Below are 17,075 nucleotides of genomic sequence, written 5' to 3' on the forward strand. Positions count from 1 at the left end.
TTTTCTATGGCGCGTCGCCAATTTTCCAGCCAGTCTCTGGTACTGATTGTCATTGCTATCGCCATCAATATGGTCGGTGGGCAGCTTATCAGCATGCTGAAACTACCTATTTTTCTCGACTCGATTGGTACCTTGATTAGCGCAGTGCTGCTAGGTCCGGTGGTGGGGATGCTCACCGGATTACTCACTAACCTGTTATGGGGGTTACTGACCGATCCGATCGCCGCCGCCTTTGCGCCCGTCGCCATGGTGATTGGACTGGTCGCCGGTTGGCTGGCGCGGGCGGGATGGTTTCGCACCTTACCCAAAGTCGTTGTCAGCGGTGTGATTATTACGCTTGCTGTTACCCTCGTTGCCGTGCCTATTCGCACGACCCTGTTTGGCGGCGTTACCGGCAGCGGTGCCGATCTTTTTGTCGCGTGGATGCACTCGGTCGGTCAGAACCTGGTGGAGTCCGTCGCCATCACCGTCATCGGTGCGAATCTGGTCGATAAAATCCTCACGGCAATCATCGTCTGGGTGCTACTCCGCCAGCTCCCGCTGCGCACAACGCGGCATTTCCCTACGATGTCTGCCGTGCGCTAAATGCACCCGTTTACGTCGTTAACTCTGTGGGCACTCGCCGCCTGCTCCACGCTCCTGCTGCCAACCGGAGCGCCGCTTAGTCTGTACAGCGCCGCGACGTTTGCCAGTTTGTTGTGTATGAAGGCTACGCGGTCGCGGGCGAAATACGTACTCTGGCTGATGATCCCCTTAGGACTGGGGCTATGGCTGGTGCACGGCGGATGGCTTACCGAATGGCTCAGCGGACAACCACGCACGCCAGAACGTTGGGCCGATGCCATTACGCTCTGGCTGCGGATCCTGGCTATTGTGTCAACATCGCAGATATGGATGCAGTACGTACCGGTTTCGCGTTTTATACGCGCCCTGTTTGCTTCTCGGCTGCCGCCAGGTGTGGCCTACCTGTTTGCCGGGCCGTTGCTGGTCGTTGAACAGTTCAAACGCCAGTTGGCGATTATTCATGAGGCCCAGCGCGCACGCGGCGTACCGCTGGATGAGTCCTGGTACCAACGTTTACGCGCCATGCCAGCATTGATTGTTCCGCTTACCCATAACGCGCTCAATGATTTAGCCGTCCGCGGCGCGGCGCTCGATATGCGAGGATTTCGCCTGCATCACTCACGCACCACGCTGTGGGCGCCGCCAGACAGCCCCCTGCAGCGTCTGGCTCGCTACGCCATGATAGTTCTGATGATGGTTGAGACAGGAGTCTGGATTTGGTTACGTTAGAACAGTTTCGCTATCTTCCGACGCATGCCGCGCGGCCCCCCGCTTGCTACAATTTCCACTATGCCGAGCCCGGAATGGTAGCTATTTTTGGCGATAACGGCAGTGGAAAAAGTACGCTGGCACAGCTGATGGCAGGCTGGTACCCCGATTTCCTGCCCGGAGAAATTGAGGGCACAGGAACGCTGCTGGGTACCCCCATCGGGAAACTGTCACTGGTCGAGCAGTCGAGTACTGTCCAGCTTGTACAGCAGTCACCTTACCTGCAGCTTTCAGGTTGTACATTCAGCGTAGAGGAAGAAGTGGCGTTTGGTCCGGAAAATCTCTGCCTTACCGAGGCCGAAATTATGAAGCGCATTGATGAAGCCCTGACGCTGACGGAATGTCAGCCTCTGCGCCGTCGTCATCCTGGCACGCTTTCCGGCGGAGAAACCCAGCGGGTGGTGATTGCCAGCGCGCTCGCCATGCAGCCGAAAATATTGATTCTGGACGAAGCATTCAGCCGCCTGACAGCGCAGGCGACTGTGATGCTACTCAAGCGACTGCAACAATGGGCGCAGGAACAGCATGCTTTGGTGGTGCTTTTCGAACGCAATCATTCCCCTTTTCTCAGCCATTGCCAGCAGGCGTGGCAACTGCGCGATGGAGCATTGTCACCGCTATGCTAACGTTAAACCAGGTCAGCTATCGCTGGCCGAACGCCGCCGATGACTGCCTGTGCAATATTTCACTTGAACTCCATGAAGGGGAATGGCTGGCGCTTACAGGCGATAATGGCGCCGGTAAATCTACGCTGCTGCGTATTATGGCCGGGCTGCTATTTCCGTCTTCTGGCTCAGTAACGGTACAAAACCGTCCGATTGCGCAACTGAAAAACCGGGAGCGCGCCAGGGCGATCGGCGTGCTGTTTCAGGAGGCGGAAAATCAAATCTTTCACAGCAAGGTAGCAGAGGAAGTGGCTTTCGGATTACGGCTACAGAAGCTCCCGGTAGCTGAGATTGCGCAACGTACGTCGGCAGCACTGCAGTTATGTCAGCTAGAGGACGTTGCCGACGCACACCCACTGGATCTGCATACTGCTCAACGACGAATGGTTGCCGTCGCCAGTCTGGAAGCACTCGCGCCCGCGATTCTACTGCTGGATGAACCCAGCCGGGATTTTGATGCGCACTGGCTTGGCGTCTTCGAAAACTGGCTGGCGGTATGTCGTACGCGTGGTACAAGCGTTGTAGCGATCAGTCATGACGCGGCGTTTACGCAGCGTCATTTCTCGCGCGTGGTACGTCTACACAATAAAAATATCACACAGCCCGATATGCACCATCGACCGTCATCTCCAGCATAAAGTCTGCTGACCGACTCCCATCCAGTACCCGACGAACATTCGGTCCGTCGGTACGCTCATAAAACGCCTCAGCGTCAGCTTGTGAGAGTCCACCAGCCAGTTTACGACCTACCAGTCGCATGCGCAGCGCATTGGCGGGGGCGCGAATAAACAACGAGCAATCACAAAACTCAGCTAACGCTCGCCACCTTTCGTCATCGCGCAATAACCAGTTTCCTTCCACAATCACGATCGGTGCCGTCACGGTGATGGCCGCTTCTACCGGAACGTGCTTTTGCCGATCATATTGCGGCCAGGATCCTTCCCCTTCCTTTATCTGGCGTAGATTCTGCGCAAGCTTATCCACATCAAAGGTTTCCGGCGCACCTTTGTATGCCCGCAGGTTATGGGCATCCAGCCAGGTATTATAGTGATGGAAGCCATCCATCGGCAGCGTCTGGATCTCCGGCAGGTCAGGATCCTGATGGGAGAGATATTCCCAGAAGGTGGTCAGCGTCGATTTCCCCGTACCCGGCGGCGCGCTAAGAAAAACAATCGTTCGTCGCTGCGGGTTAGTGGCGTGTATTTTTGCCAACTGATGCAATAACGGTTTATGAACGTTCTCTATCTCATCATCATGGTAATGCGCTTCAACTTGTAGCCCATTCACCGTTAGTTCGATTTTCACGGCGTTAATTCCTTTAAAATCGCCGTTACTGCCAGCGTCATTGCCGTCTTGACCATGGCGCTAAAGCGCACTTCAGACCACGCAGCAAAGTCGGCAAATTTCATCGACTCCAGCGCACCATAAAGGGTCGCATTGCGGGTGATACTGTTCACGTTGCTGACAAAATCCCAGGTAATATCATCGGCAAAACCGGGGATATTATCCTGCTCGTTCAGGTACTGATAAAACTGAGAGAAATGGGTGATGTCGGCATAAAGCCATTTATCCATTTTTCCCAGCGCATAAATCAGTCGTAACGCAACGTCGATATCGTCAAGCGGTCCACTCTGGGCGAGTAACGGCTTCACTGCATATTCCACGATTTCTTCATCGTTATTAACGAACAGCGACGGTAAAAAACGCTTAATGCCCTGGAGCAAAATGTTATGTGCCGTCGTCATAAACGAGAGTAAATTATTTTGAGCATCCAGTTGCTCAAGCACATCGTCTTCTGTCAGCGTCGTCATTAGTTATCCGATAAATCACCATGAATGCAGAGAGTCTATTATATTACACGTTCGATCCGCGCCACCGATCAGTAAAGTTTGTGTGCGCACACCATTTGCAACCTGTTGGATCCCTTTAACAAGATCGCCGCCTGTTACCCCCGTCGCGCTGAAAAGGATCTTATTTCCCCCTACCAGTTCGTCAAGCGCATAGATACGGTTGATTTCAACGCCCATCTCCGCGCAGCGCTGACGTTCCTGTGCTGCAATCAGGCGATGATCTGCGCTATCTCCTTTCGCTTCGCAAAAATCAATCAGCTCAGCCTGCATATCTCCCCCCAGCGCTTTAACCGCACAGGCCGAAATAACCCCTTCAGGCGCCCCGCCAATGGTATACATCAGATCATAAGGATTCTCCTGCATACAGGCCAATACGCTGGCGGCCACATCGCCATCGGGCAGAGCAAAGACTTTGACGCCAAGCCGCGTCGCCTCGGCAATCGCTGATTGAAGACGCGGTTTATCCAGCGTCACCATCCGCAGTCGATCCAGCGGTTTGCCCAACGCCTCAGCCACATTACGCAGATTGTCTGCCAACGGCAGCGCCAGATTAATCGCCCCTTTTGCAAAGCGATTAACAACCAGTTTTTTCATGTACATATCAGGAGCGTGTAACAGTGAACCTCGAGGTGCAAACGCCATGACGGCCAGCGCATTGCTTTGACCCATCGCCACCATTCGGGTTCCTTCAATAGGATCGACGGCGATATCTACCTCAGGTCCGGTATCGGTTCCCACTTCCTCGCCAATCCACAGCATCGGGGCTTGATCAATCTCCCCTTCGCCAATGACGATTCGTCCACGGATGGCAATACTGTTCAATGCTTCACGCATTGCCGTCACCGCCAGACCATCAATCTTGTTTTTATCGCCGCACCCGGTTTGCGGCCAGGCTGCCAGCGCAGCCTGTTCCGTGATACGAAATAGCGGCCATGCCAGCGACATCATATCGCCGCCTCCCCGATATCAACGCCAAAGTGTGCTAAAAGGTATTTTTCTGCCTTTTCATTCCAGATACCGTGCGTCTCTTCCACCAGCAGCGCCAGTTCTTTGAATAATGGGTCCGTTTTCCCTTTCTCCGCAAAATCAGCAATGGCGGTCAGTGGCATGGTAACGCCGTTGTATATCAGCTTTTTACCGCCGGGGATCGCAGGTAAGTTCAATACGGTGTGCGGAACCGCATCAAGGCCGCCAATGTGCGTCACCATAAACGACGGTTGCAGTTGGCCAGTTGCACTGAGCGCAATAGCCTCTTTCATATCATCCGTGGAACCGCCGGACGTTCCGACAACGTGAGTACTGTTGTAGTGCACGTTATAAAAGTTAAACGGCACTTTGAAGTTACTGTCCGTAGGGCCGGCAAAGAAATTCAGGCAGCCATCTTCCGCAAGTAAATCATCAGCCATTTCAATGACGGCTGGCACTGCCGCATACACAAAGACATCATCAAAACCTGCGTCATTGGTAAGAGCACGCAGCATCGCGGTCGGAGAATCCATGCCTGTAGTATTCACATAGATAAGCTCAATCCCCTTTTCTGCCGCTAACTCAACCGGCAACAGTTTTTTAGCCTGCGCCAGTCGCGCTTCGTCAATGTCGACCACCACCACACGTGACGGCTGAATGCTGCCGTTAATGGCATAATCTATAGCGCCAATCCCCATCGGCCCGGCGCAGGCCAGAAGCGCAATACTTCCCCCCGGCTTAATCCCCATACGGTGCTCATAAACGTAAGGCGTGGTGTGAAAATTCGCGTTATAAGCGCCAATAATGCAGCACATCGGCTCCGCCAGGGATGCTGCGGCAAAATAAGACCCGTGGTACGGTAAAACACACCCCAGATTAATCGCCACCTCCGGGATAATCATATATGTCGCATTACCGCCAAAATATTCGTAGCTGTATCCCGCTGAATAACCGCTTGGCAATCCCATCGCGGGTTGCAAAACAAAACGCTGGCCTTTCTTATATTTATCCGTCAGGTTTTTTCCAACCTCAACGATGATACCTGCACATTCATGCCCGGTAATAACCGGATGGTTTTCCAGGTCATCCGGTACGCGTTTATGATCGCTCCCTAATGCCGCCGCTTTCCAGGTAGATAAACAAACGCTATCGGATATTACGCTTACCAACAATTCATTATCTGTAATTGCAGGTAGCTCAAACTCGCGGATACGAATATCCTGCTTGCCATAAATGGCAGCAACTTTCGTTTTCATATTCACTCCATAAAATAGAATAAGGCTAGTTCGCCGTAATGCGTTTAAATAAATCGTCTAACAGTGGGTCACCAATATAGTTCTTAATCAGCACTAATGGCTTTTCGCTTACACGTTTAACACGACCTTCAAGACTGGCATGGGTGACAATAATATCGGCATCTTGTGGAACATTTTCGATGGCATAATGTGTCACGTTAATATTCAATCCCGCTTTCTCCAGACGTTTACGAAACGTGGTTGCCCCCATCGCGCTGGAACCCATTCCCGCATCACAGACAAAAGCAACGCGTTTAATATTTTTATAAGAGAATTTACCTTCCTGCTTCATCGCCTTGACGGCTCTGGCTGACTCAGCAAAGTCATCCTCACTTTCCGTTTCGACGCTCTTTTCCATTTTCAGGATTACAGAGGTAATAACAAAAGTCACTATTGTACCCGCAGTGACTCCTGCTATGGTCGCGAGGAAAGAACCTTTGGGCGTTAATGCCAGATAGGCGAATATTGATCCAGGGCTCGGTCCCGCAACTAACCCACCGTCCAGCAGGTGGAATACCCACGTCCCGGTCATTCCCCCGGCAATCATCGCAATCAGGGTCAGAGGCTTCATCAGCACATACGGGAAATACAGTTCATGAATACCGCCGAGAAAGTGGATAATCATGGCGCCTGGCGCAGACTTTTTACTCATCCCTTTGCCAAAGATTGCAAAGCCAAGTAACAGACCTAACCCTGGACCTGGGTTAGATGCCACCATGAAGAAAATCGATTTTCCCGTTTCTGAAGCTTGTTGCATTCCCAGCGGATAATATACGCCCTGATCGATAGCATTATTCAGAAAGAGGATTTTCGCCGGTTCATTGATTACGGATAGCAACGGCAGATAACCCGCATGAACCAACGCTTCAATACATTCCTTCACAAAATTATTGGCAATGAGAACCGCCGGGCCAATGACTTCGAACCCCAGCAGGCATAACAGCATTCCCGCAATACCAAGAGAGAAGTTATTGATAACCATCTCGAAACCTGCAGGAATGCGTTTTTCCAGCAGACGATCGATATGCTTAATCACCCAGCCACCAAGCGGTCCCATCACCATCGCACCAAGGAACATCGGGATATCCGCGCCCACGATAACGCCAATAGAACCAATGCCCCCCATTACTGCGCCGCGTTTCCCGCCAACCAGATGTCCCCCTGTGGAGCCAATCATGACGGGCAGTAAATAGGTAATCATCGGACCGACAATTTTGGCGAAATGCTCATTCGGCATCCAACCGGTAGGAATAAACAATGCGGTTATAAAACCCCAGGCAATAAACGCGCCGATGTTGGGAATGACCATGGCAGTCAAAAACCCACCAAAAGCCTGGACTTTGGCACGAGCAGACTTGTTTTCCATAATAATGTCCTGAAAGGAAACTGTGAATTATGCGTGGGCGATAATATCCGCCAGTTGTTTTTCTGATTTAGCTGATAACAAAGCGGTTAGCGCTTCCTCTTCACATAACAATTCACTCAAAGCCTGAATAGCACCAATATGTGAATCAGCATTTGCTGCCGATAGTCCGATTAATAATCTGATACCTTCATCATCTTCGGCAAATTTTACTTCCTGTTTGAGAAGCGTTAATGACATTCCGGTCTTTAATGCACCACACTCTGGGCGAGCGTGTGGCATGGCAACGCCAGGGGCTAAAATATAATAAGGTCCATTGTTAACCGTTGAATCTTTAATGGCCTGAATATAATCTGAATTGACATAATGATTGGCGAGTAAGGATGACATAGAAAAGTCAATTGCCTCCTGCCAGTTCTTTGCTGAATTTTTTATTGAGATAGATGATTCTGGAAAGTAATCAATCAGCCGCATACATTTTCCTTATTTTATTTTTAGGGTACGAGTTAGCGTTAAAAATAAAATACGCGCACGACAAAATGAAATCAATCGAGGAGAAAAATACAGACAGCGCAGAATGTTTTTTGATGAGGCCTTTAAAAACAGAGGGTTAAGAAGTTAAAAATAAAAAGCAATACTAATTATGTGACATCGCCTGCAAATACCAAACAAGGATAAATATCATATTTGTGACGTAGATCTACAATGAAAGGTTGCACAGGGATAAATAAACATCCTCTGATTAAAAAACGGGCCGCCTGAGCGACCCGTTTTTACCTGTAATCGAAATTACAGCAGTTCTTTTGCTTTCGCGACGACGTTGTCGACGGTGAAGCCAAACTCTTCGAACAGTAGCTCTGCCGGAGCAGACTCACCAAAGGTGGTCATACCGACGATAGCGCCGTTCAGGCCCACATATTTGAACCAGTAGTCAGCGATACCAGCTTCCACTGCAACGCGAGCGGAAACCGCTTTCGGCAGTACGGACTCGCGGTAAGCGGCATCCTGCTTGTCGAATGCGTCGGTAGACGGCATGGAAACCACGCGCGCTTTAACGCCTTCAGCCGTCAGTTTGTCCCATGCAGCCACAGCCAGCTCAACTTCAGAACCGGTAGCAATGAAGATCAGTTCCGGCTGACCGGCGCAATCTTTCAGCACGTAACCACCGCGAGCGATGTTCGCCAGCTGCTCTTCGGTACGTTCCTGCTGTGCCAGGTTCTGACGGGAGAGGATCAGCGCGGTCGGGCCGTCCTGACGCTCTACGCCGTATTTCCATGCCACGGCAGATTCAACCTGGTCACACGGACGCCATGTGCTCATGTTCGGCGTCACGCGCAGAGAAGCAACCTGCTCTACCGGCTGGTGAGTCGGGCCATCTTCGCCCAGACCGATTGAGTCGTGGGTATAGACCATCACCTGACGCTGTTTCATCAGCGCAGCCATACGCACCGCGTTACGGGCATATTCTACGAACATCAGGAAGGTAGAGGTGTATGGCAGGAAACCACCGTGCAGCGCGATACCGTTAGCGATAGCGGTCATACCGAATTCACGCACACCGTAATGGATGTAGTTACCAGCGGTATCTTCGTTGATCGCTTTAGAACCCGACCACAGAGTCAGGTTAGAAGGTGCCAGGTCAGCAGAGCCGCCAAGGAATTCCGGCAGCAGAGGACCGAACGCTTCAATCGCGTTCTGAGACGCTTTACGACTGGCGATCTTGGATGGGTTAGCCTGCAGCTTAGCGATGAACTCGTTCGCTTTGGCGTCGAAATCAGCCGGCATTTCACCTTTCATACGGCGGGTGAATTCAGCCGCTTCCTGCGGGAAGGCTTTCGCATAAGCAGCGAACTTCTCGTTCCATGCCGCTTCTTTTGCCTGACCTGCTTCTTTCGCATCCCACTGCGCGTAGATTTCAGACGGGATTTCGAACGGCGCGTATTTCCAGCCCAGCTGTTCACGGGTCAGTGCGATTTCTGCATCGCCCAGCGGCGCACCGTGAGAGTCATGGGTACCGGCTTTGTTCGGGGAACCGAAACCGATGATGGTTTTGCACATCAGCAGAGACGGTTTGTCGGTCACAGCGCGTGCTTCTTCAACTGCGCGTTTAATCGCGTCAGCATCGTGGCCATCAACGCCGCGAACCACGTGCCAGCCGTAAGCTTCAAAACGCTTAGCAGTGTCATCAGTGAACCAGCCTTCAACGTGGCCATCGATAGAGATGCCGTTGTCATCGTAGAACGCAACCAGTTTGCCCAGCTTCAGCGTACCGGCCAGGGAACATACCTCGTGAGAGATACCTTCCATCATGCAGCCGTCGCCCATGAAAGCGTAGGTGAAGTGGTCAACGATGTCGTGACCTGGACGGTTAAACTGCGCCGCCAGCGTTTTTTCAGCGATAGCCATACCCACTGCATTCGCAATGCCCTGACCCAGAGGACCGGTAGTGGTTTCAACACCCGCGGTGTAACCCACTTCCGGGTGACCCGGAGTTTTGGAGTGCAGCTGACGGAAGTTCTGCAGCTCGGACATCGGCAGATCGTAGCCGGTGAGGTGCAGCAGGCTGTAAATCAGCATGGAGCCGTGACCGTTAGACAGCACGAAGCGGTCACGGTCAGCCCAGGACGGGTTAGTCGGGTTGTGGTTCAGGAAATCACGCCACAGGACTTCGGCAATGTCAGCCATACCCATCGGGGCACCCGGGTGACCGGATTTGGCTTTCTGTACTGCGTCCATGCTCAGCGCACGAATAGCATTGGCAAGCTCTTTACGTGAGGACATTTTGACTCCAGATCGGATAATGAAGGCCACGCCCTAAACGACTTGACGACAGCGCGTTTTGGGCTACGCCGGAAAAAAGTGCCAACAATGTAACCCAAGCCGCGTGTCATGTACATGGAGCATCCTTTTACCGCTTCAGAAATCTCTGGATCGTGCGCGCAAGTTGCGCAATCTTCTCGCCCGCTTATTGTTCTTTTCTTTATACTTAGGCCGGGCGTCGGTTCACCTGCAAACGACGCATTTTTTAGAATAATCCTGACTTTGTGCGGAAGAGAAAAAATGAAAATTCGCGCTTTACTGCTTGCTACGAGCATGGCGGCGGCATTGACCGGCTGCCAGAACATGGACTCTAACGGACTGCTTTCTTCTGGCGCAGAGGCTTTTCAGGCCTACAGCCTGAGCGATGCGCAGGTAAAAGCGCTGAGCGATCAGGCCTGTAAGGATATGGACAGCAAAGCTACCATCGCCCCGGCTGGAAGCGAGTACGCAACGCGATTGGGTAAAATCGCCGCCGCGCTTGGCGATAACATTAACGGCCAGCCGGTGAACTACAAAGTCTATATGGCGAAAGATGTGAATGCTTTTGCCATGGCGAACGGCTGTATCCGCGTGTACAGCGGCCTGATGGATATGATGACCGACAACGAAGTTGAAGCGGTGATCGGCCATGAAATGGGCCACGTTGCGCTGGGCCACGTGAAAAAAGGCATGCAGGTTGCGCTGGGTACAAACGCCGTACGTGCAGCGGCGGCGTCAGCTGGCGGCATTGTCGGCAGCCTGTCACAGTCGCAATTGGGCGATCTTGGCGAGAAACTGGTGAACTCGCAGTTCTCCCAGCGTCAGGAATCCGAGGCGGATGATTACTCGTATGATTTGTTGCGCAAACGAGGGATCAGTCCGGCAGGCTTAGCCACCAGCTTTGAGAAACTGGCAAAACTGGAAGCGGGACGTCAAAGCTCAATGTTTGACGATCACCCGGCTTCCGCAGAACGTGCGCAACATATTCGCGATCGCATGAGCGCAGACGGAATTAAGTAATCTTCAAACAGTGCCGGATGGCGGCGTGAATGCCTTATCCGGCCTACAGATTTCATCCCATTATCGGACGTAATTGGCGAAGTCAGTTTGGGCCCGGCCAGCGCACAGCCACCGGAGCGTACACGTAGTACGTGAGGGTGGCGAGCACTGCCCGGACCCAAAATGACGAGTAAAATAGTCCGACTATTATTCGCCTTTCTTCGCCGCCTGAATATACAGCATTTCCAGTGCTAACGTAGCCGCCGCCAGCGCGGTGATCTCCGACTGATCGTAGGCCGGAGCCACTTCCACCACATCCATCCCGACGATGTTCAGATCTTTCAGACCACGCACCAGCTTAATCGCGCGGTCAGACGTCAGACCGCCGATGACCGGCGTACCGGTACCCGGAGCAAACGCCGGATCCAGGCAGTCGATATCAAAGGTCAGGTAGACCGGCATATCGCCAACAATCTGCTTAACCTGCGCAATGATGTCATCTACGCCGCGATCGTTCACCTGGCACGCGTCAAGCACGGTAAAACCGTTATCTTTGTCGAACTCGGTACGGATACCAATCTGCACTGAGTGATTCGGATCGATCAGACCCTCGTTCGGCGCAGTGTAGAACATGGTGCCGTGGTCGAATTCACAGCCGTTAGCGTAGGTGTCGGTGTGGGCATCAAAGTGTACCAGCGCCATTTTACCAAAGTGCTTAGCGTGTGCGCGCAGCAGCGGCAGCGTGACGAAGTGGTCGCCGCCAAAGGAGAGCATGCGCTTACCAGCAGAAAGCAGCTTTTCAGCATGCGCCTGCAGTTTTTCACTCATTTCACGCGCATCGCCGAACGCATAAACCAAATCGCCGCAGTCCACCACGTTCAGACGCTCGCGCATGTCGAAGTTCCACGGGAAGCGGTTGTGCTCCCACGCCAGGTTAGTGGAAACCTGACGGATCGCAGCCGGACCATGACGACCGCCCGCGCGGCCAGACGTTGCCATATCAAACGGTACGCCGGTGATCACCCAGTCGGCGTCGCTGTCGTACGGCATGAAGTTCATCGGCAGACGCAAAAAACCAAAGGCGTTAGAAACCAGGGAGTTGTCGTATTGATGACCTAAGGTGCTCATGTACTGACCTCTTTAAAAATCGATGAAAAAAAATCCCCTCCGCGTCGTTAAGCCCGACGAGGAAGGGATTGATTTACGTGACTACTTGTATTGCCGAATTATCGCCGTTAATTTGTACGGATTCAAGCGAACCCGCACAGCTTTACTCGTCTTCCAGATAGGTGTATCCGTACAGACCCGCTTCAAATTCTTCGAGGAACTGTTGCTGTAGCTCGGTATCCAGATCGGTGTTTTTCACCTGGTCACGGAACTGCGTCAGCAGGGTGTTTGGATCCAACTGCACGTACTGCAGCATATCCGCCACGGTATCTCCTTCGTCAGACAGCTCAACTTCTACGCTGCCGTCAGGGAAGACGAACACGTCAACCGCTTCGGTATCACCGAACAGATTGTGCATGTTGCCAAGGATCTCCTGATACGCCCCTACCATAAAGAAGCCCAGCATCGGCGGGTTCTCCGGGTCGTATTCCGGCATCGGCATGGTGGTCGCAATGCCATCACCATCAACGTAGTGGTCGATAGCGCCATCAGAGTCACAGGTGATATCCAACAGCACCGCTCGACGCTCTGGCGCCTGGTTCAGTCCTTCCAGCGGCATTACCGGGAACAGCTGATCGATCCCCCACGCATCCGGCATCGACTGGAACAGGGAGAAGTTGACGTAGATCTTATCCGCCATACGCTCCTGCAGCTCGTCGATAATCGGTCGGTGCGCGCGGTTGCTTGGGTCGAGTTGTTTTTGCACATCGTGACACATGTTCAGATAGAGCTGCTCTGCCCACGCGCGTTCCTGCAGGCTAAAGGAGCCTGAAGAGTAGCCAACGTGAATATCGTGCAGATCCATCTGGCTGTCGTGCAGCCATTCACGCAGCGAACGACGGGTTCCCGGCTCGTGCATCTCTTGCCAGGTTTCCCACATGCTTTGCAGGGCACGCGGCGCATCGTCAGCCGGGGGCGTTGCTTCGGTGTGTTCGCTACGCTCAACGCCGATAATGTTAGACACCAGCACGGTATGGTGCGCGGTAACCGCACGACCGGATTCGGTGATAACAGTTGGGTGCGGCAGGCCGTGCTCTTCGCAGGCATCGCCAATGGCCCAGATAATGTTGTTCGCGTATTCGTTGAGGCCGTAGTTTACGGAACAGTCGGACTGCGAACGAGTGCCTTCGTAATCCACGCCCAGACCACCGCCGACGTCGAAGCACTGGATGTTCACGCCGAGCTTGTGCAGCTCAACGTAGAAACGGGCAGATTCACGCACACCGGTGGCGATATCGCGAATATTCGCCATCTGGGAGCCGAGATGGAAGTGCAGCAACTGAATGCTGTCCAGACGGCCGCGCTCGCGCAGAATTTCTACCAGTTGCAGCACCTGGTTTGCCGCCAGGCCGAATTTCGATTTTTCACCGCCGGAGGACTGCCATTTACCGGAGCCCTGCGACGCCAGACGCGCACGCACGCCCAGACGCGGAACAACATTCAGGCGTTCAGCTTCATCCAGCACGATAGCGATTTCAGACATCTTCTCGATGACCAGATAGACCTTATGGCCCATTTTCTCGCCAATCAGCGCCAGACGGATGTATTCGCGGTCTTTATAACCGTTACACACGATCACGCTACGGGTCATTCCGGCGTGGGCCAGAACGGCCATCAGTTCAGCTTTAGAACCCGCTTCCAGTCCCAGCGGTTCGCCGGAGTGGATCAGCGATTCAATCACGCGGCGGTGCTGGTTGACCTTGATCGGGTAAACGAGGAAATAGTCACCGTTGTAGCCGTAAGATTCACGGGCGCGTTTAAAGGCGGCGTTAATCGAACGCAGACGGTGTTGCAGGATCTGCGGGAAGCAGAACAATGCAGGCAGACGCTGGCCCTGTGCTTCACGGGCTTTCACCAGCTCAGCAAGGTCAACGCGCGCTTCGGGTACGTCCGGATCCGGGCACACGCTGATGTGACCCAGTTCATTGACGTCATAGTAGTTATTACCCCACCAGGCAATATTGTAAGTACGCAGCATCTTGCTGGCTTCCTGGGAACTCATTGCAACCTCCTGCATGGAGCGTAGTACACCGTGTTCGCCTGCTGACGAAGGCGAACCCAAAGAAATGTCGTCAGACATAGCGAACCTCAAATTTTATTAACAAGTGTAAAACAGTTGACTACTATCGCAATCCGAAGACGCGATAACAACCCAAATACAGGCAGAATTTCCAGCAGATAGTGCTGACGCTCCGACTGTGCGACCGGTTTCTTTTTCATATCAATGTAAACACGTAACCGAACTTAATGCTGACGGTTCGGCGAAACCACGAGAAAACTCTTGTTTACCAAGAGCGCCCTTGTTCAGTTCTTAGTGACCGTTACCGGCTCTTGAGTCCTGAGATACGCCGAGATGGGTACACACTTCATCCTTCATGCAGCCTCGACCAGCATGAATGATTTTGTGTATATAACATCGACAGGTATGCAAAGCAGAGATGCAGATTGCGGGGAACATATGTACACCAGAACGGTGCGACAGATTCAGCAGAATACAACGGTTCATTATCTCGTATCACCTCCACGGTTGCTCCTTACGGAACGAACCCACAAGCCAAAGCTAAAGTTTTAACCCGGCTGGAAGTGGCAACACGATGAAAACGTCGTGTGCTTTTGTCTATCCTAAATAATTCGAGTTGTGGGAAGGCGGCAACGCAGAGAGTCCCCGGGAGCTTACATGAGTAAGTGACTGGGGCGAGCGAGACAAATCCGTCAGGAACGGATTTGAACGCTGTCCACAGCGCCCATAGGGCGAGCCCCAGGGACGGGGCGAGTATTGCCAACGCACATGCAACTTGAAGTATGACGGATATGAGCCGCGCGCCGCGTTTTATACCGACAACAGTACGAAAATGCAAAAGATAAATATGCACATTGCCAGCACCGTCAGGAAAAATTTCCAGTTTCATTTTCAGTACAATGCGACCTCAATCAAAAAAAGCTGGAAATCAGGCGAAGAACTGTCCTAAAATAGCCGTCCAGATGTTAATCCATCTATACCGATTAACACTCAGACTGCCAGTGTTCGTCATCTGCAGACTCATGGTAGAATCTTCTACACATGGCTATTCCACTCGACAGTTTGAGCTAACCAAATTCTCCTTAGGTGAAATTAAATATGGCAAAACACCTTTTTACGTCCGAGTCCGTATCAGAAGGGCATCCTGACAAAATCGCTGACCAAATCTCTGATGCTGTGCTGGATGCAATCCTGGAGCAGGATCCGAAAGCACGCGTTGCCTGCGAAACCTACGTCAAAACCGGCATGGTTTTAGTTGGCGGTGAGATCACCACCAGCGCATGGGTTGATATCGAAGAGATCACCCGTAACACAGTTCGCGAAATTGGCTATGTGCATTCCGACATGGGTTTTGACGCCAACTCTTGTGCGGTACTCAGCGCGATTGGTAAACAGTCTCCGGACATCAACCAGGGTGTTGACCGTGCCGATCCGCTGGAACAGGGCGCAGGCGACCAGGGTCTGATGTTTGGTTATGCAACCAACGAAACCGACGTGCTGATGCCTGCCCCAATAACCTATGCTCACCGTCTGGTGCAGCGTCAGGCTGAAGTGCGTAAAAACGGCACCTTATCCTGGCTGCGTCCGGATGCAAAAAGCCAGGTCACCTTCCAGTATGATGACGGCAAAATCGTCGGTATCGATGCAGTTGTTCTGTCTACTCAACACTCTGAAGATATCGACCAGAAATCGCTGCAAGAAGCCGTTATGGAAGAGATCATCAAGCCGGTGCTGCCGACTGAATGGCTGACCGCTTCGACCAAATTCTTCATCAACCCAACCGGTCGTTTCGTTATCGGCGGCCCAATGGGTGATTGCGGCCTGACGGGTCGTAAAATCATTGTTGATACCTACGGCGGTATGGCACGTCACGGTGGCGGCGCATTCTCTGGTAAGGATCCGTCTAAAGTTGACCGTTCCGCAGCCTATGCAGCCCGCTATGTAGCGAAAAACATCGTTGCCGCAGGCCTGGCTGACCGCTGCGAGATTCAGGTTTCCTACGCAATCGGCGTGGCTGAACCGACCTCTATCATGGTGGAAACGTTCGGTACTGAAAAAGTGCCTTCAGAACAGCTGACCCTGCTGGTGCGTGAGTTCTTCGACCTGCGTCCGTATGGCCTGATTCAGATGCTGGATCTGCTGCACCCGATTTACAAAGAAACCGCTGCTTACGGTCACTTTGGTCGCGAACATTTCCCATGGGAAAAAACCGACAAAGCCGCTCTGCTGCGTGAAGCTGCCGGTCTGAAGTAATTTCCCCCACAGCTCAACGCTTATAAGACCAGCTTCGCGCTGGTCTTTTTTTATGTCCTTTTCTCTCTCCTACCTCATTGCTAAAACAACCTTGATTTCCATTGCATTAAACAACAAATGAAAGCGATTACATAGCTCAGTATTTCTATCCACCTTGACTTAACACACCTTTACTACTAAAGCTGCATCACCGTTACATTATATTTCAGTATTGTCTTAAAATCAGGCAACCAACTTTTCCAGCCCTAAATAAATAATGTTAACTTTCAAATAATTAATCAATAATCCGTATGAATGTCAGTGTAACCGATTACACTAATGTGATGTGATTCGCATTTTTTTACCCCGTACTCACCTACCCTTAAC

At 52.3% G+C, this 17,075-nt stretch carries 17 protein-coding genes; 7 read left to right on the plus strand and 10 right to left on the minus strand.

Annotated features, from left to right (window positions below; genetic code table 11):
• Nucleotides 1-6: 6 nt before the first annotated feature.
• From LA337_19240 to LA337_19255, 4 genes are read left to right on the plus strand one after another with little or no spacing between them, the layout of a single operon-like run.
• Nucleotides 7-585 carry an ECF transporter S component gene (locus LA337_19240; protein UBI15276.1) on the plus strand — a complete coding sequence of 193 codons (579 nt, stop codon included), beginning with the start codon at nucleotides 7-9 and terminating at the stop codon, nucleotides 583-585.
• Nucleotides 586-1,293: an energy-coupling factor transporter transmembrane protein EcfT gene (locus LA337_19245; GenBank protein ID UBI15277.1), complete on the plus strand. Its 708-nt coding sequence runs from the start codon at nucleotides 586-588 to the stop codon at nucleotides 1,291-1,293. It abuts the gene before it with no gap.
• Complete coding sequence (locus LA337_19250; GenBank protein ID UBI15278.1) at nucleotides 1,281-1,958, plus strand: energy-coupling factor ABC transporter ATP-binding protein; 678 nt, start codon at nucleotides 1,281-1,283, stop codon at nucleotides 1,956-1,958. The genes LA337_19245 and LA337_19250 overlap by 13 nt, the downstream gene beginning before the upstream one ends.
• Entirely contained in the window at nucleotides 1,952-2,635 is a 684-nt protein-coding gene (locus LA337_19255) for an ATP-binding cassette domain-containing protein (protein UBI15279.1), read from the plus strand. The genes LA337_19250 and LA337_19255 overlap by 7 nt, the downstream gene beginning before the upstream one ends.
• Here LA337_19255 and LA337_19260 read toward each other — a convergent pair.
• The 7 genes from LA337_19260 to tkt form a co-directional block, all read right to left on the minus strand.
• Nucleotides 2,592-3,302 (minus strand): nucleoside/nucleotide kinase family protein, encoded by a 711-nt coding sequence (locus tag LA337_19260; GenBank protein ID UBI15280.1) that lies wholly within the window; start codon nucleotides 3,300-3,302, stop codon nucleotides 2,592-2,594. The two genes, LA337_19255 and LA337_19260, sit on opposite strands and share 44 nt — an antisense overlap.
• Nucleotides 3,299-3,808 carry a transcriptional regulator gene (locus LA337_19265; protein ID UBI15281.1) on the minus strand — a complete coding sequence of 170 codons (510 nt, stop codon included), beginning with the start codon at nucleotides 3,806-3,808 and terminating at the stop codon, nucleotides 3,299-3,301. The genes LA337_19260 and LA337_19265 overlap by 4 nt, the downstream gene beginning before the upstream one ends.
• A gap of 15 nt (nucleotides 3,809-3,823) precedes the next feature.
• Entirely contained in the window at nucleotides 3,824-4,795 is a 972-nt protein-coding gene (gene yggF, locus LA337_19270; GenBank protein UBI15282.1) for a class II fructose-bisphosphatase, read from the minus strand.
• Nucleotides 4,792-6,069 carry a zinc-binding dehydrogenase gene (locus tag LA337_19275; protein UBI15283.1) on the minus strand — a complete coding sequence of 426 codons (1,278 nt, stop codon included), beginning with the start codon at nucleotides 6,067-6,069 and terminating at the stop codon, nucleotides 4,792-4,794. The genes yggF and LA337_19275 overlap by 4 nt, the downstream gene beginning before the upstream one ends.
• 25 nt (nucleotides 6,070-6,094) lie before the next feature.
• Entirely contained in the window at nucleotides 6,095-7,474 is a 1,380-nt protein-coding gene (locus tag LA337_19280) for a PTS mannitol transporter subunit IICB (GenBank protein UBI15284.1), read from the minus strand.
• 27 nt (nucleotides 7,475-7,501) lie between these two features.
• Complete coding sequence (cmtB, locus tag LA337_19285) at nucleotides 7,502-7,945, minus strand: PTS mannitol transporter subunit IIA (protein ID UBI15285.1); 444 nt, start codon at nucleotides 7,943-7,945, stop codon at nucleotides 7,502-7,504.
• A 315-nt stretch (nucleotides 7,946-8,260) separates the two neighbouring features.
• Nucleotides 8,261-10,252, minus strand: a complete 1,992-nt coding sequence (gene tkt / locus LA337_19290) for a transketolase (GenBank protein ID UBI15286.1) — start codon at nucleotides 10,250-10,252, stop codon at nucleotides 8,261-8,263.
• Between the two features lie 279 nt (nucleotides 10,253-10,531).
• Here tkt and LA337_19295 point away from each other — a divergent pair, with 279 nt between their 5' ends.
• Complete coding sequence (locus LA337_19295; GenBank protein UBI15287.1) at nucleotides 10,532-11,290, plus strand: M48 family metallopeptidase; 759 nt, start codon at nucleotides 10,532-10,534, stop codon at nucleotides 11,288-11,290.
• 186 nt (nucleotides 11,291-11,476) lie between these two features.
• On the opposite strand, the gene speB is transcribed toward LA337_19295, so the two are convergent.
• The 3 genes from speB to yqgB all read right to left on the minus strand — a co-directional run bounded on the left by speB (nucleotide 11,477) and on the right by yqgB (nucleotide 14,656).
• Nucleotides 11,477-12,397, minus strand: coding sequence for an agmatinase (gene speB, locus LA337_19300; protein ID UBI15288.1), 921 nt, complete (start codon nucleotides 12,395-12,397; stop codon nucleotides 11,477-11,479).
• A 142-nt stretch (nucleotides 12,398-12,539) separates the two neighbouring features.
• Nucleotides 12,540-14,516 carry a biosynthetic arginine decarboxylase gene (gene speA / locus LA337_19305; GenBank protein ID UBI15289.1) on the minus strand — a complete coding sequence of 659 codons (1,977 nt, stop codon included), beginning with the start codon at nucleotides 14,514-14,516 and terminating at the stop codon, nucleotides 12,540-12,542.
• A gap of 8 nt (nucleotides 14,517-14,524) precedes the next feature.
• Nucleotides 14,525-14,656 carry an acid stress response protein YqgB gene (gene yqgB, locus LA337_19310; protein UBI15290.1) on the minus strand — a complete coding sequence of 44 codons (132 nt, stop codon included), beginning with the start codon at nucleotides 14,654-14,656 and terminating at the stop codon, nucleotides 14,525-14,527.
• 205 nt (nucleotides 14,657-14,861) lie between these two features.
• Between yqgB and LA337_19315 the strand changes: the two genes are divergently transcribed.
• Both LA337_19315 and metK read left to right on the plus strand, forming a co-directional pair.
• Nucleotides 14,862-15,008 (plus strand): hypothetical protein, encoded by a 147-nt coding sequence (locus LA337_19315; protein UBI18516.1) that lies wholly within the window; start codon nucleotides 14,862-14,864, stop codon nucleotides 15,006-15,008.
• Between the two features lie 546 nt (nucleotides 15,009-15,554).
• A complete protein-coding gene (gene metK / locus LA337_19320) occupies nucleotides 15,555-16,709 on the plus strand; it encodes a methionine adenosyltransferase (protein ID UBI15291.1) in 1,155 nt (384 codons plus the stop codon).
• Nucleotides 16,710-17,075 lie beyond the last annotated feature (366 nt).

The organism is Citrobacter europaeus (genome assembly GCA_020099315.1).
In the GTDB taxonomy this organism is placed as follows: Bacteria; Pseudomonadota; Gammaproteobacteria; order Enterobacterales; family Enterobacteriaceae; genus Citrobacter; species Citrobacter europaeus.